This is a genomic window from Pseudomonas sp. F-14 TE3482 (assembly GCF_053629455.1).
On record NZ_JBRJII010000001.1, the window covers coordinates 2,021,314 to 2,036,340 of the forward strand.

General features: G+C 60.4%; 15 protein-coding genes. 13 read left to right on the forward strand and 2 right to left on the reverse strand.

The genetic code is table 11. The features are described 5' to 3' along the window. Nucleotides 1-32: 32 nt before the first annotated feature. A complete protein-coding gene (locus AB7M26_RS09095; protein ID WP_123498546.1) occupies nt 33-731 on the reverse strand; it encodes a DNA-3-methyladenine glycosylase in 699 nt (232 codons plus the stop codon). A 189-nt stretch (nt 732-920) separates the two neighbouring features. On the opposite strand from AB7M26_RS09095, the gene AB7M26_RS09100 reads away from it, so the two are divergent. The 13 genes from AB7M26_RS09100 to AB7M26_RS09160 all read left to right on the forward strand — a co-directional run bounded on the left by AB7M26_RS09100 (nt 921) and on the right by AB7M26_RS09160 (nt 13,496). Continuing rightward, nucleotides 921-2,192 carry a glutamate-5-semialdehyde dehydrogenase gene (locus AB7M26_RS09100; protein ID WP_123498548.1) on the forward strand — a complete coding sequence of 424 codons (1,272 nt, stop codon included), beginning with the start codon at nt 921-923 and terminating at the stop codon, nt 2,190-2,192. A 1-nt stretch (nt 2,193) separates the two neighbouring features. Further along, the gene (gene nadD, locus AB7M26_RS09105; RefSeq protein ID WP_123498550.1) at nt 2,194-2,883 is read left to right on the forward strand and encodes a nicotinate-nucleotide adenylyltransferase; all 690 of its coding nucleotides are present in this window, start codon (nt 2,194-2,196) and stop codon (nt 2,881-2,883) included. A 72-nt stretch (nt 2,884-2,955) separates the two neighbouring features. Next, on the forward strand, nt 2,956-3,450 hold the full coding sequence (rsfS, locus tag AB7M26_RS09110; RefSeq protein ID WP_038981377.1) for a ribosome silencing factor: 495 nt from the start codon (nt 2,956-2,958) through the stop codon (nt 3,448-3,450). A 9-nt stretch (nt 3,451-3,459) separates the two neighbouring features. Then, complete coding sequence (gene rlmH, locus AB7M26_RS09115; protein ID WP_003185785.1) at nt 3,460-3,927, forward strand: 23S rRNA (pseudouridine(1915)-N(3))-methyltransferase RlmH; 468 nt, start codon at nt 3,460-3,462, stop codon at nt 3,925-3,927. Between the two features lie 10 nt (nt 3,928-3,937). Further along, nucleotides 3,938-5,833: a penicillin-binding protein 2 gene (mrdA, locus tag AB7M26_RS09120; RefSeq protein WP_123498552.1), complete on the forward strand. Its 1,896-nt coding sequence runs from the start codon at nt 3,938-3,940 to the stop codon at nt 5,831-5,833. Between the two features lie 31 nt (nt 5,834-5,864). Further along, on the forward strand, nt 5,865-6,968 hold the full coding sequence (gene rodA / locus AB7M26_RS09125) for a rod shape-determining protein RodA (RefSeq protein ID WP_050548126.1): 1,104 nt from the start codon (nt 5,865-5,867) through the stop codon (nt 6,966-6,968). A 17-nt stretch (nt 6,969-6,985) separates the two neighbouring features. Then, complete coding sequence (mltB, locus tag AB7M26_RS09130) at nt 6,986-7,996, forward strand: lytic murein transglycosylase B (RefSeq protein ID WP_429388699.1); 1,011 nt, start codon at nt 6,986-6,988, stop codon at nt 7,994-7,996. Next, the gene (locus AB7M26_RS09135; RefSeq protein ID WP_007894385.1) at nt 7,996-9,006 is read left to right on the forward strand and encodes a septal ring lytic transglycosylase RlpA family protein; all 1,011 of its coding nucleotides are present in this window, start codon (nt 7,996-7,998) and stop codon (nt 9,004-9,006) included. The genes mltB and AB7M26_RS09135 overlap by 1 nt, the downstream gene beginning before the upstream one ends. A gap of 182 nt (nt 9,007-9,188) precedes the next feature. Beyond that, the gene (locus AB7M26_RS09140) at nt 9,189-10,346 is read left to right on the forward strand and encodes a D-alanyl-D-alanine carboxypeptidase family protein (protein WP_008070106.1); all 1,158 of its coding nucleotides are present in this window, start codon (nt 9,189-9,191) and stop codon (nt 10,344-10,346) included. Between the two features lie 80 nt (nt 10,347-10,426). Further along, the gene (locus AB7M26_RS09145; protein WP_123498555.1) at nt 10,427-10,702 is read left to right on the forward strand and encodes a DUF493 domain-containing protein; all 276 of its coding nucleotides are present in this window, start codon (nt 10,427-10,429) and stop codon (nt 10,700-10,702) included. Further along, nucleotides 10,702-11,349: a lipoyl(octanoyl) transferase LipB gene (lipB, locus tag AB7M26_RS09150; RefSeq protein WP_123498557.1), complete on the forward strand. Its 648-nt coding sequence runs from the start codon at nt 10,702-10,704 to the stop codon at nt 11,347-11,349. Before AB7M26_RS09145 ends, lipB begins: the two co-directional genes overlap by 1 nt. A gap of 1 nt (nt 11,350) precedes the next feature. Further along, nucleotides 11,351-12,373 carry a lipoyl synthase gene (gene lipA / locus AB7M26_RS09155; protein WP_007946663.1) on the forward strand — a complete coding sequence of 341 codons (1,023 nt, stop codon included), beginning with the start codon at nt 11,351-11,353 and terminating at the stop codon, nt 12,371-12,373. Between the two features lie 175 nt (nt 12,374-12,548). Further along, entirely contained in the window at nt 12,549-13,496 is a 948-nt protein-coding gene (locus AB7M26_RS09160) for a S66 peptidase family protein (protein ID WP_123498559.1), read from the forward strand. Nucleotides 13,497-13,589: 93 nt separating this feature from the next. On the opposite strand, the gene AB7M26_RS09165 is transcribed toward AB7M26_RS09160, so the two are convergent. Continuing rightward, nucleotides 13,590-14,912 carry a lytic murein transglycosylase gene (locus AB7M26_RS09165; RefSeq protein WP_123498561.1) on the reverse strand — a complete coding sequence of 441 codons (1,323 nt, stop codon included), beginning with the start codon at nt 14,910-14,912 and terminating at the stop codon, nt 13,590-13,592. Between the last annotated feature and the right edge of the window lie 115 nt (nt 14,913-15,027).

The following is a 15,027-nucleotide window of genomic DNA, read 5'->3' on the forward strand; positions in this document are numbered from 1 at the left end:
AGGATCTCCTTTGCATCAAGATTCAGCAGCTGTCAGGACAGCAAAAAATAATCGCGCCCTTCGACCTGCCCCCGGCGCAGCGGGTTGCGTGTGCAATAAAGTGCGTAAGCCGCATCAACGAAACGGTACATCAAGTGTCCGTCGCGTCCCTGGGGAATGCCCAGGCGTGTGGTCTGGATAATGTGGCCGGGCGCCGGCCCGACATCTTCCACCAGCAGTACTTCATGGTCGAAGCGCTTGGCGTCCCAGACCGGCACCTTCAGCCCCAGCGCCTTGCAAAGCAGCGTCTGTCCGGCACACAGCTTTTGCGAGGGGCGAGGGCGGCCCTGAGCATCGGGATTGTTCAATAGCATCTGCGCCAGACTCGCTGGCCCGCTCAGTTCATCGACCCACGGATAGGCTGATTTGATCAATACCGCATTACCCGGACCCTGAGCGCTGAAATTCAACGAATCGCCGCCGCGGGCGTAATACATATAGATGTGGCCGCCATCCAGAAACAAAGCCTTACGCTTTTCTGTGTAGCCAAGGGAGGCGTGGCTGCCTTTTTCTTCGCAGTAATAGGCTTCGGTTTCAATGATCCGGGCACTGAGCCACAGGTCGCCGACCTTATGGCGGATGATCTTGCCCAGTAAATCCCGGGCCAGCGTTTGGGCATCGCGGTCGAAAAATGCATCCGGCAGCCCCGTGGGCTGGCGCGTAGTGGATGCAGAAACAGGCAGGTTGGTCATGATGAACAGCGTTTATCAGGGCTGATTGAGTTGTGATGATAACAATATGCGGCTTAATCACGGCTGAACGTCGGCAAATTGCGCTCCATTTCGACCATCCGCCTGTCACCGCTGTTAGTCCCGGGACGCGACAGCTATAATCTGCCGCTTTACTCTTTACCAAGACCTTAGCAAAGACCATTGCAGACCATGACAGAGTCCGTTCTTGACTACATGACCCGTTTGGGTCGCGCCGCCCGCGAAGCTTCCCGCGTGATCGGCCGTGCCAGCACCGCGCAGAAAAACCGCGCATTGCAGGCGGCTGCCAATGCGCTGGACGCTGCACGCGCCGAACTGACGGCTGCCAATGAACTGGATTTGGCCGCCGGCCGCGCCAATGGTCTGGAACCTGCTTTGCTGGAACGTCTGGCACTGACCCCGGAGCGCATCGACGGCATGATCGTCGGTTTGCGTCAGGTCGCAGCACTGCCCGACCCGGTGGGTGCGATCCGCGACATGAGTTATCGCCCGTCTGGTATCCAGGTCGGCAAGATGCGCGTGCCATTGGGCGTGATCGGGATCATCTACGAATCACGGCCGAACGTGACCATCGATGCCGCCAGCCTGTGCCTGAAGTCTGGCAACGCGACCATCCTGCGTGGCGGCTCCGAGGCGATTCATTCCAACCGTGCCATTGCCGCCTGCATCCAGCGAGGCCTGGCCGAGGCAGATCTGCCGGCCGCCGTGGTGCAAGTGGTCGAAACCACCGACCGTGCCGCCGTTGGCGCGCTGATCACCATGCCCGAATACGTCGACGTCATCGTGCCCCGTGGCGGTCGTGGCCTGATCGAGCGGGTCAGTCGCGATGCCCGCGTGCCCGTGATCAAGCACCTGGACGGCATTTGTCATGTCTACGTCAGCGCCCACGCCGATCTGCCGAAAGCCCAGCGCATCGCGTTCAACGCCAAGACTTACCGTTATGGCATCTGTGGCGCCATGGAAACCCTGCTGGTGGATCAAGCAGTCGCCAAGGATTTCCTGCCATCGATGGCTGCCCAGTTCCGCGAAAAAGGCGTCGAGCTGCGCGGTTGCGAGCGTACACGGGCGATCATCGAGGCCGTTGCGGCCACTGAAGAAGACTGGCACACCGAATACCTGGCGCCGATCCTCTCGATCCGTGTGGTCGACGGTCTGGATCAGGCCATTGAGCATATTAATAAGTACGGCTCCCATCACACCGATTCGATCGTCAGCGAAAACCTGGCCGATACCCGGCGTTTCGTGGCTGAAGTCGATTCGTCTTCGGTGATGATCAATACGCCGACGTGCTTTGCCGATGGCTTCGAATACGGATTGGGTGCCGAGATTGGCATTTCTACTGATAAGCTGCACGCCCGCGGCCCGGTGGGCCTCGAAGGGCTGACCTGCGAGAAGTACATCGTGGTCGGTGACGGTCAGTTGCGCGGCCAGGAGTCGCTCTGACTTGGGCGACCTCGACCCGTCAGCCCAGGTGACCGCCAGCGAGCCCCAGCCTCGACGCATTGGCGTACTGGGCGGGACCTTCGACCCGGTGCACATCGGCCATTTGCGCGGTGCGCTGGAAGTCGCCGAATCGCTGGCGCTCGATGAGTTGCGTCTGACACCCAGTGCCAGGCCACCTCATCGCGGTACGCCGCAGGTGTCGGCGAAGGACCGTCTGGCGATGGTCAAGTGCGCGGTGGCCGGTGTGCCACCGTTGGTAGTGGACGCCCGCGAATTGCAGCGGGACAAACCGTCCTACACCATCGACACCCTGGAACTGATGCGCGCCGAACTGGCCGCCCCGGACCAGGTTTTTCTACTTTTGGGCTGGGACGCATTTTGCGGCCTGCCCACTTGGCACCGCTGGGAAGAGTTGCTCCAGCATTGCCACATCCTGGTGCTGCAACGCCCGGATGCCGACAGCGAACCGCCGGATGCCTTGCGCAACCTGCTGGCAGCGCGCTCGGTGAGCGACCCGCTGGCCCTCAAAGGGCCGAGCGGACAGATTGCATTCGTCTGGCAGACGCCGCTCGCGGTATCCGCCACCCAGATCCGTCAACTGCTGGCCAGCGGTAAGTCGGTACGTTTCCTGGTGCCCGACGCGGTCCTGGCCTACATCGATGCGCACGGGCTTTACCGTGCGTCGAACTGAAAAAGGGCGCGCTTCAAGGCACGTGAATGCGTGTATCGAAGCGCCCGAACACACGAGCAAAACGAGTTTTATATGACTGACAAAGACGTAAACAAAGTAAAGCGCAAGGGCACGTTCAAGAGCGCTCCGCTGCCAGTAGTGGCCAATACCGGCCCGGAACTGCGCGGCGAAGAGCTGGTCAAGGTGGCCGTAGCGGCCCTGGAAGACGTCAAGGCCCAGGATGTTCTGGTGATCGACGTTCGTGAAAAGCAGAGCATCACTGATTTCATGATCATCGCTACCGGTACTTCCAACCGCCAGATCGGCGCGATGCTGGATAAGGTCCGCGAGGCGGTCAAGGCCCAAGGCGTCAAGCCGTTGGGTGAAGAAGGCAAGGGCGACAGCGACTGGGTGCTGCTGGATATGGACGACGTCATCGTGCACATGATGACTGCCAGTGCGCGCCAGTTCTATGACCTGGAGCGTTTGTGGCAGGGTGCCGAGCAGAGCCGTGCCGGCAGCGCCGCGCACCACAGCCCGGAAAACACCCATGAGCATTTCATCAAGCTCAACAAAGACCAGCAATAAGGGACCGCTGTGCGACTGCGACTGATCGCCGTCGGTTCACGCATGCCCAAATGGGTGGAAGAAGGCTGGCATGAATATGCCAAGCGTCTTCCGTCCGAGCTGGCGCTGGAACTGGTGGAAATTCCGCTCAACACCCGCGGCAAGAACGCCGACGTGGCGCGCTTTATCCGTCAGGAAGGCGAGGCCATGCTGGCCAAGGTCGGGCCGAACGAGCGCATTGTCACCCTCGAAGTCCACGGCAAGCCCTGGAGCACCGAGCAACTGGCGGTCGAACTCGATCGCTGGCGGCTGGACTCGCGCACGGTGAATTTCATGGTCGGCGGCCCCGAGGGGCTGGCGCCGGAAGTCTGTGCCCGGGCGGATCAACGCTGGTCGTTGTCGCCGTTGACGCTGCCGCACCCATTGGTGCGGATTCTGATCGGCGAACAGCTGTATCGTGCCTGGACAGTCCTGTCCGGCCACCCTTACCACAAGTAGTTCTGCCCTCATGCCCCAGCCGATCCGCATCAAGGACCACGAAAAAGACGCCCGTCTGGTGCGTGGCCGCGTCGTGTTCGGGGCCATTGCAGTGGTGGCGCTGATTGGCGTGCTGATCGCGCGGCTGTATTTCCTTCAGGTGATCCAGTACGAGTACCACTCGACACTGTCGGAAAACAACCGCGTCCATGTGCAGCCGATTCCGCCGACTCGCGGGTTGATCTTCGACCGCAATGGCGTGGTGGTGGCCGATAACCGGCCCAGCTTCAGCCTGAGCATGACCCGCGAACGCTCCGGTGACTGGCAGCAAGTGCTCGACGTGATCGTTGAAGTGCTGGAGCTGACGCCCGAGGACCGGGTGATTTTCGAGAAGCGCATGCGTCAGGGGCGCCGACCGTTTGAGCCGGTGCCCATTCTGTTCGAGCTGACCGAAGAGCAGATCGCCCGCATCGCGGTGAACCAGTTCCGTCTGCCCGGTGTGGAAGTGGTCGCGCAACTGGTGCGTCATTACCCGCAGGGCGCGCACTTTGCGCACTCAGTGGGTTACATGGGGCGGATCAACGAGAAAGAGCTCAAGACGCTCGATCCGGTGAGTTACAGCGGCACCCATCAAATTGGTAAAACCGGCATCGAGCGGTTTTACGAGCCCGAGCTGCACGGTCAGGTCGGTTACGAGGAAGTCGAGACCAACGCCCGTGGGCGCGTGTTACGGGTGCTCAAACGTACCGAGCCGATTTCCGGCAAGGACATCGTCCTGAGCCTGGACATCAAATTGCAGGAAGCCGCCGAAGCCGCGCTCGGCGGTCGTCGTGGCGCGGTAGTGGCGCTGGACCCGAAAACCGGCGAAGTCCTGGCGATGGTCAGTCAGCCGAGTTTTGACCCGAACCTGTTCGTCACCGGCATCAGTTTCAAAGCCTATTCCGAGTTGCGCGATTCCATCGACCGGCCATTGTTCAACCGCGTGTTGCGCGGTCTGTACCCGCCGGGCTCGACGATTAAACCGGCGGTGGCGATTGCCGGGCTGGATGCGGGCGTGGTCACCGCATCGACCCGGGTCTACGACCCCGGTTACTACCAACTGCCCAATTACGATCACAAATACCGTAACTGGAACCGTACCGGCGACGGTTACGTGGATCTGGACACGGCGATCATGCGGTCTAACGACACCTACTTCTATGACCTGGCGCACAAGCTGGGGATTGATCGGTTGTCGGCTTACATGAGCAAATTCGGTATTGGTCAGAAGGTCTCCCTCGACATGTTCGAAGAGTCGCCGGGGTTGATGCCGACCCGGGAATGGAAGCGCGCGACCCGTCGTCAGGCCTGGTACCCGGGCGAAACGCTGATTCTCGGGATCGGTCAGGGCTACATGCAGTCCACTCCGTTGCAGTTGGCGCAGGCCACGGCGCTGGTGGCCAACAAGGGTGTGTGGAATCGTCCGCATTTGGCCAAGACCCTCGAAGGTGCGAAGCCGGTGGACGAAAATCCGATGCCGGACATCATTCTGCGCGACCCGTCGGACTGGACCAAGGTCAACCACGGCATGCAGCAGGTGATGCACGGTGCCCGCGGTACGGCGCGCAAGGCATCCATCGGTGCTCAATACCGGATTGCCGGCAAAAGTGGTACGGCCCAGGTGGTCGCGATCAAGCAGGGCGAAAAGTACGACCGCTCCAAGGTTCAGGAGCGTCACCGCGACCACGCCTTGTTCGTCGGCTTCGCGCCGGCCGACAACCCGCAAATCGTGGTGTCGGTGATGGTCGAGAACGGCGAGTCCGGTTCCGGCGTCGCCGCGCCAGTGGTGCGTCAAGTCATGGACGCCTGGCTCCTGGACCAGGACGGCCGACTGAAAGCCGAATACGCCAGCCCTATCAGTGCGGAGGCTACGGCCCGTGAAGAGTAATTTCGATCGCATCCTCTCCAGCGAGGATGTGATGCGTCGCCGTGCGACGCTGTTGCAACGCATGCACATCGACGGCCCGTTGCTGATCCTGCTGTTGACCCTGGCGGCCGGCAGCCTGTTCGTGCTGTATTCGGCCAGCGGCAAAAGCTGGGATCTGCTGGCCAAGCAAGCCACCTCCTTCGGCATCGGCCTGGTGTCGATGATCGTCATCGCCCAGTTCGAGCCGCGCTTCATGGCCCGTTGGGTGCCGGTCGGTTATGTGATCGGCGTGCTGTTGCTGGTGGTGGTGGATGTCATGGGCCACAACGCCATGGGTGCCACGCGCTGGATCAACATTCCCGGGGTGATCCGCTTCCAGCCCTCGGAATTCATGAAGATCCTGATGCCGGCAACCATCGCCTGGTACCTGGCCAAGCGCTCCTTGCCGCCGCAACTCAAGCATGTGGGCGTCAGTCTGTTTCTGATCGGGTTGCCGTTCATTCTGATCGTGCGTCAACCCGACCTCGGCACTTCGCTGCTTATTCTCGCCGGTGGCGCGTTCGTGCTGTTCATGGGCGGCCTGCGCTGGCGCTGGATTCTCAGCGTGATTGCCGCGGCTGTGCCGGTGGCGGTCGGCATGTGGTACTTCATCATGCACGACTACCAGAAGCAGCGAATCCTGACCTTCCTCGACCCAGAGAGCGATCCGCTGGGCACGGGCTGGAACATCATTCAGTCGAAAGCGGCCATCGGTTCCGGTGGCGTGTTCGGCAAAGGTTGGTTGCTTGGTACTCAGTCGCACCTGGACTTCCTGCCGGAAAGCCACACCGACTTCATTATTGCGGTGATGGGCGAAGAGTTCGGCCTGGTGGGCATCTGCGCATTGTTGCTGATTTACCTGCTGTTGATCGGTCGCGGGCTGGTGATTACCGCCCAGGCGCAGACATTGTTCGGCAAATTGCTCGCGGGCAGCCTGACCATGACGTTTTTTGTTTACGTTTTCGTCAACATCGGTATGGTCAGTGGCCTGTTGCCGGTTGTGGGGGTGCCGTTGCCGTTCATTAGCTACGGAGGAACTTCGCTGGTGACGCTACTGTCAGCGTTTGGGGTTTTGATGTCGATCCATACCCATCGCAAGTGGATCGCACAGGTTTGAATAAGGTGAAGATTTCAATGCAAGTAATGCGTGGCTGGGCGACTCGATACGCACCGTGGGTCGGCCTGGTAAGCATCCTTGGTACCGCGCAGCAAGCGTGGGCCGGCGATTACGAAGGCTCACCGCAGGTGGCCGAGTTCGTCGGTGAAATGACCCGCGACTATGGCTTTGCCGGTGAACAGCTGATGGGCGTGTTCCGCGAAGCCGAGCGCAAACAGTCGATTCTGGACGCGATCTCCAAACCCGCCGAACGGGTTAAACAGTGGAAAGAATATCGCCCGATGTTCATCACCGATGCGCGCATCGCCCGTGGCGTGGACTTCTGGCGTCAGCACGAAGCGATCCTGGCTCATGCCGAGCAGGAATACGGTGTGCCGGCGCAGGTCATCGTCTCGATCATCGGCGTGGAGACTTTCTTTGGTCGAAATACCGGCAATTTCCGGGTGATCGATGCCTTGTCCACCTTGGGTTTCGACTATCCTCCCCGTGCCGAATTCTTCCGCAAGGAGTTGCGTGAATTCCTGCTACTGGCCCGTGAAGAGCAGGTCGATCCGTTGACCCTCAAAGGCTCCTACGCCGGGGCCATGGGTTTGCCGCAATTCATGCCGAGCAGTTTTCGCGCCTATGCGGTGGATTTCGACGGCGACGGCCACATTAATATCTGGACCAACCCGGATGATGCCATCGGCAGCGTCGCCAGTTATTTCAAGCGTCACGGCTGGGTCGCCGGCGAACCGGTGGTCAGCCGCGCCGATGTGCGTGGCGATCAGGTAGATGAGGGTTTGACCGCAGGCATCGAGCCGACGAAAACTGTCGGGGAGTTGCGGGCGCTGGGCTGGTCGAGTCATGATGCGCTGCGCGATGATATGCCGGTCACGGCTTTCCGCCTGGAAGGTGACAATGGCCCTGAATACTGGATGGGTCTGACGAATTTTTACGCAATCACGCGTTATAACCGCAGCGTGATGTACGCCATGGCCGTACATCAACTGTCTGAACAGCTGGTCCAAGCACGGGGCGTCAAGTAATGCGGGCATTGCCTATGAATAAACCCCTGAAGCTCATGGCATTCGCCGCGTTGACGGTTCTGGTCGCCAGTTGTTCGACCAGTCGCGCGCCGGCTCAGAAGTCCCCGACCGCCGTTCGTTCGGCTCCTGGCCTGGATATCAACCGGGCTCACAAGGATGGCGCACCCTGGTGGGACGTCGACGTAACGCGCATTCCGGATGCCACGCCGACCCTGCACAGCGGTCCTTATAAAGCCAACCCGTACACGGTGCTGGGCAAGACTTATTTCCCGATGCAAGAATCCAGAACCTACGTGGCGTCGGGCACTGCGTCCTGGTACGGCACCAAATTCCATGGCCAGAACACCGCCAACGGCGAAGTGTATGACCTGTACGGCATGAGCGCAGCGCATAAGACCCTGCCACTGCCAAGTTATGTTCGGGTGACTAACCTGGACAACAACAAGACGGTCATCCTGCGGGTCAACGACCGCGGGCCGTTCTATTCGGACCGGATCATCGACTTGTCCTACGCAGCCGCCAAGAAACTCGGCTATGCCGAAACCGGTACGGCGCGGGTCAAGGTCGAAGGCATCGACCCGCAGCAATGGTGGGCAGCCAAGGGTCGCCCGGCGCCTTTAATGCTTAACGAGCCGAAAGTCGCACAAAATAGCGCGCCGGTGATGACGGCATCGGCCGGCACCGTCGAGCAATGGACCCCACCGCCGCAGCAACACGCCGCGGCCGTAGTGCCCGTGCAGATCGATGCAAAAAAAAACGCTTCTGTACCAGCCTCTGGCCAGTATCTGCAGGTGGGCGCGTTCGCCAACCCGGACGCTGCAGAGCTCCTGAGATCGAAGCTCAGCGGGATGGTGAGCGCTCCGGTGTTCATCAGCTCGATCGTGCGTAACCAACAGACACTGCATCGGGTGCGCCTGGGGCCGATCGGCTCGCCGGGTGAAATCCAGCAAGTGCAAAACAGCGTGCGGCTGGCCAATCTCGGTTCGCCGAGCCTGGTCAGCGCCGAGTAGTACCTGGTTCTTGTTTGACGGTTCGCTTGCGGTTTAGGGGGCGAACCGGGTTGTTGGCTCGTTGAAGAACAAAAGCCCGGCAAGGGTTGCAGAGTGAGCAACTGAACACGCGACAACTTTTTCGAGAGTTGTCTGATTAGTTTTGCCCTAGGGCAGTTTCCATTAGCGATTTCGAGAGACGGATGAACATCACCACCTTTGCCAAACGCCTGTGCCTGCTAGTCCCGCTGCTTCTCTCGCCCGCGGCTTTCGCGGCCGAGATAATGCCGTCGCCACCGCAACTGGCCGCCAAAGCCTATGTACTCATGGACGCCAGCAGCGGCAACGTGCTGGTAGAGAACAATGGTGACCAGCGTCTGCCACCGGCCAGCCTGACCAAGCTGATGACCGCTTACATCGCGACCCTGGAAATCCGTCGTGGCCAGATCGGCGAAAACGATCCGGTGACCGTCAGCGAGAACGCCTGGCGTACCGGCGGTTCGCGGATGTTCATCAAGGTGGGTTCGCAGGTCACCGTCAGTGATCTGCTGCACGGCATCATCATTCAGTCGGGTAACGACGCCAGTGTTGCGCTCGCCGAGCACATCGCCGGCAGCGAAGACGCGTTCGCCGACATGATGAACAAAACCGTGGCCGACCTGGGCATGACCAACAGCCACTTCATGAACCCGACCGGTCTGCCAAACCCGGAGCACTACTCGTCGGCTCACGACATGGCTGTGCTGGCCCGCGCGATCATTCACGAAGACCCGGCTCACTACGCGATTTACTCGCAGAAAGAGTTCTTCTGGAACGGCATCAAGCAGCCTAACCGCAACCTGCTGCTGTGGCGTGACAAGACCGTCGACGGTCTGAAAACCGGTCACACCGACGAAGCCGGCTACTGCATGGTGTCTTCGGCCGTACGTGATGGCATGCGCCTGATCGCCGTGGTGTTCGGCACCAACAGCGAAGTGGCCCGTGCTGCTGAAACCCAGAAGCTGCTGACTTACGGTTTCCGCTTCTTCGAAACCCAGACCTTCTATCAGAAAGGCGCCGAGCTGGCTCAGGCACCTGTCTGGAAAGGCACCACCAATCAAGTCAAGGCCGGCCTGGCTCAAGACCTGACCATGACCTTGCCAAAAGGCCAGCTGAAAAAGCTCGCCGCCAGCATGACCATGACCCCGCAACTGGTCGCGCCAATCGCCAAGGGCGATGTGATCGGTAAAGTCGAAGTGAAACTGGACGACAAAGTGGTGCACAGCGCCGACCTGATCGCTCTGGACGCGGTCGACGAGGGTGGTATCTTCCGCCGCATGTGGGATAGCATCCGTCTATTCTTCTACGGCTTGTTCAACTGAATTAGTGTGGACCTGCATGGCCCCGTTCCAATCCGGAGCGGGGCCATGTCCGTTGCCACGGCTTACGAGGCCGTTACGCCATGACAGACACTGAAGTAAAGGCGCCAAAAATCGAATTCCCCTGCGCGGATTACCCCATCAAGGTAATCGGCGACACCGGCGTGGGTTTCAGGGATAGGATCATCGCGATCCTTGAGAAACACGCGACCGTTGACCACAACACCTTTGCCGAACGGCAGAGTACCAACGGCAAGTACACGACCATCCAGTTGCACATCATCGCCACCGGCCAGGAACAGCTGTACGACATCAACAGCGAGTTGCGGGCTACCGGCTTCGTGCACATGGTGCTGTGATGTCTGGCACGCTGGGCTTTCGCGAGCTCGGTCAGATGGCTTACGAGCCGGTCTGGCATGCCATGCAGCGCTTCACCAACGAACGCGGCAGCGATGCCGCCGACGAAATCTGGCTGGTCGAGCACCCGCCGGTGTTCACTCAGGGCCAGGCTGGCAAGGCCGAGCATCTGTTGCTGCCGGGGGATATTCCGGTGGTGAAGGTCGACCGCGGTGGTCAGGTGACTTATCACGGTCCCGGCCAACTGGTGGCCTACCTGTTACTGGATGTCCGCAAGCTGGGGTTCGGCGTGCGTGATCTGGTCAGCCGCATGGAGCAATGCCTGATCGAGCTGCTGGCCAGCTACGGCGTGACCGCGGTGGCCAAGCCGGATGCGCCGGGTGTCTATGTCAATGGCGCGAAAATCGCTTCGCTGGGTCTGCGGATCCGCCACGGTTGCTCCTTTCATGGCCTGGCCTTGAACGTGGATATGAACCTGGAACCGTTTCGACGGATTAATCCCTGCGGCTACGCCGGGCTGGCAATGACCCAGCTGCGCGATCACGCAGGATCGATTGAATTTGCCGAGGTAAGTGCCCGGCTGCGCGCGCAGCTCGTCAAACACCTCGACTATGCTGAGCAGACGACCCTAACGGGCGGAATCGACTGATATGACTACTGATGCAGTGCAAACCATGATCCCGACGCTCGATGTCACCGAGCGTCCGGCCCCGCGTGCCAAGGTTGAAGCCGGCGTCAAGCTGCGCGGCGCCGAGAAGGTTGCACGCATCCCGGTGAAGATCATCCCGACCACTGAACTGCCGAAGAAACCCGACTGGATTCGCGTGCGCATCCCGGTTTCCCCGGAGGTCGACCGCATCAAGGCCCTGCTGCGTAAACACAAGCTGCACAGCGTGTGCGAAGAGGCGTCCTGCCCGAACCTGGGCGAGTGCTTCTCCGGTGGCACCGCGACCTTCATGATAATGGGTGACATCTGCACCCGTCGCTGCCCGTTCTGCGACGTTGGTCATGGTCGTCCGAAGCCACTGGACGTCAACGAGCCGGAAAGCCTGGCCATTGCCATCGCCGACCTGAAACTCAAGTACGTCGTAATCACCTCGGTAGACCGCGACGACCTGCGTGACGGCGGTGCCCAGCATTTTGCCGATTGCATCCGCGAAATCCGCAAACTGTCGCCGAACGTGCAGCTCGAGACCCTGGTCCCGGACTACCGTGGCCGCATGGACGTCGCGCTGGAAATCACCGCCGCCGAGCCGCCGGATGTGTTCAACCACAACCTGGAAACCGTGCCGCGCCTGTACAAGGCTGCGCGTCCGGGTTCGGATTACCAGTGGTCGCTGACCCTGCTGCAACGCTTCAAGCAGATGATGCCGCACATTCCGACCAAGTCCGGCTTGATGCTGGGCCTGGGCGAAACCGACGAAGAAGTCATCGAAGTCATGAAGCGCATGCGCGAACACGACATCGACATGCTGACCCTGGGCCAGTACCTGCAACCGTCCCGCAGCCACTTGCCGGTCCAGCGCTTCGTACACCCGGACACCTTCGCCTGGTTCGCCGAGGAAGGTTACAAGATGGGCTTCAAGAACGTTGCTTCCGGGCCGCTGGTACGTTCCTCGTACCACGCTGACGAGCAGGCGAAACTGGTCAAGGCCGAGCTGATGTCGTCCTGATCCCGTTTTGAGAGCAAAAAAAGGCCCGCAAGGCTTCCAGGCCTTGCGGGCCTTTTTTTAGCAGTGCTCACAGCGATTGCAGTCTTTTCCTGCAAACCGTGGTGCGATTGACCCTCTTCTGTTTATTCCCGTTCCTGACTACTGTGTGCTGAAGCGTTCACAGGGAGAATCATGGATGACTGCTCGACCGACCCACACCCTTTGTCCTCATGCCCCCGTTCCGGCCTTGCCGCCTACAGGGCTGATTGGCGTGATCGCGCCCGCCGGCCCCGCAGCGCTGGACACCGATAAAGCCATAGGCTGGATGCGCACTCGCGGCTATTCGCTGCGCGTATTTCCCGGCGTTTATGAGCAAGAGGGTTATCTGGCCGGCAGCGATGATGTGCGGCTCAATGACTTGCATGGCGCATTCGCCGACAGCGAGGTCGATGCCATCCTCTGTCTGCGTGGCGGTTACGGTACGCCGCGTTTGCTTGATCGCATCGATTTCGAATTACTGCGCAACAACGCCAAGCCGTTCATCGGTTACAGCGACGTCACTGCGCTGCACTTGGCCATCAGTCGTTATGCAGGCTTCGTGACGTTTCACGGCCCGATGCTTAACGCGGACCTGCTGGGTGACAAGCAGCAACCCACCGAGTTCTCGTTTTTCAACATGCTGCGCGGGCAGGTGAAGGCGGGCAGTGTGCTTTCTCACCCGGTGGCCTGGCCGTTGACCACCATCGAGCCCGGCATTGCTCACGGGCGTTTGCTGGGGGGCAATCTGTCGATGATCGCCGCGACCATGGGCACGCCTTACGAGATCGATGCCGAGGGCGTCATCCTGTTCATCGAAGACATCAACGAGCCGCTGTATCGCATCGACCGGTTGCTGACTCATTTGCGTCTGGCCGGCACGTTGCACAAGCTGCGTGGGGTTCTGGTGGGGGATGTGGCAGGGGTTGATGCGATCGCGCTGAAGAAGTTGCTCAAGCAGACCTTTGCGCCGTTGCGCATCCCCGTGCTGGCCGGATGGCGTAGCGGGCATTGTGATCCGAATTTGACGCTGCCGATGGGCGCGCTGGTCAGGCTGGATGCGGGGGACAAGGCGTTGGTGCTGGAGCAGGATGTGGTAATCAGGTAACAACAGTCGCAAAAAAAGATCGCAGCCTTCGGCAGCTCCTACAAGGTTTTGTGTACACCTGTAGGAGCTGCCGAAGGCTGCGATCTTTTGCTTCTAGCGGCTGCGCAACCCTTCCAGCAACTTGTGCGTCGGATAACCATCCGCCGGCCAGCCAAACGACTGCTGCGCGCTGCGGATCGCTTTGCGGGTATTGGCGCCGATAATCCCGTCGGCGGTCCCTGCGTCGTAGTTCTGGGCGCTCAGCAGGTTTTGCAGCTCGATTCGCTCGGTACGGCTCAGCGGCAAGTCATCTTTTGGCCATAGACCGCTGATCAAACCGCCACCATTGAAGCGCTCGGACAGCAGACTCACGGCCAAGGCGTAGGACGAAGAGTTGTTGTACTTGAGAATCGCGCGGAAGTTATCGAGGACCAGGAACGCCGGGCCGCGATAGCCTGCCGGCAACAACAGGGCGGCCGACAGGTGTTCGGAACCTGCCGGAACCTGGCCGCCATTGGGCAGGGTTACCCCCAGTTGTCGCCACTCAGCCACACTCTTGCGAATCGCGCCATCGGCCAGGACGTAATTGAAGCCGCTCGCCAGTTGTACTTCGAAGCCCCAGGGCTGACCTTTCTGCCAGCCGGAGCTTTGCAGGTAGTGCGCGGTCGAGGCCAATGCATCGGCGGAGCTGTTCCAGATGTCGCGGCGGCCATCGCCGTCAAAGTCTACGGCATGGGTGTTGTAGGTGGTCGGAATGAACTGGGTCTGGCCCATGGCGCCGGCCCAGGAGCCGAGCATTTTCTCGGGGGCGATATCGCCCTGTTGCAGGATTTGCAAGGCCGCGATCAGTTGCGCATGAGCAAAGCCCGGACGTCGACCTTCATAAGCCAGGGTCGCCAGGGAATTGATCACCGACTTGCTGCCCTGGAACTGACCAAAGTTACTTTCCATGCCCCACACCGCGACCAGAGCCTGACGGTCGACGCCGTAGCGCTGTTCGATGCTTTGCAGGATGTCGGCGTGCTCGCCGACAAGCGCCTGACCTTTGCGCACCCGTAGCGGCGACAGCGCGCCATCGAGGTACTCCCACACCGGGCGAGTGAATTCCGGTTGGCTGCGATCGGCACGGATCACGCTGTCGTCCACGCTGACATTGGCAAAAGCACGATCGAACAGGTCGGCGCGAATGCCGGCGGCGAGGGCGTCCTTACGGAAACCCGCCTGCCATTCGGCAAAGGTCTGGGTAGGTTGGATGTCGAGATTTTCACCGGTTGGAACCACCGGCGGAATGACCGCAGGGGCCGTCGCAACGGTGCGGGTCTGAAGCGGTTGGGCGTCGGCAGCGGTGGGTTTTTCCGCGCAGGCGACAAGCAGAACGAGGCTGGAGGCAGCTATCAGTTGGCGAAGAGGCCAACGACGGGAAATACAAAGGGGCATGCACAGGTCCAGAGGATACGAATCAGGTGCAGACCTTAACATGCCTGCTGAGAGAATCGGTCGCTTGGCAAACATTTGGACTGAAAGCTTGCTAGCCAACTGGCTAACCTAGTCC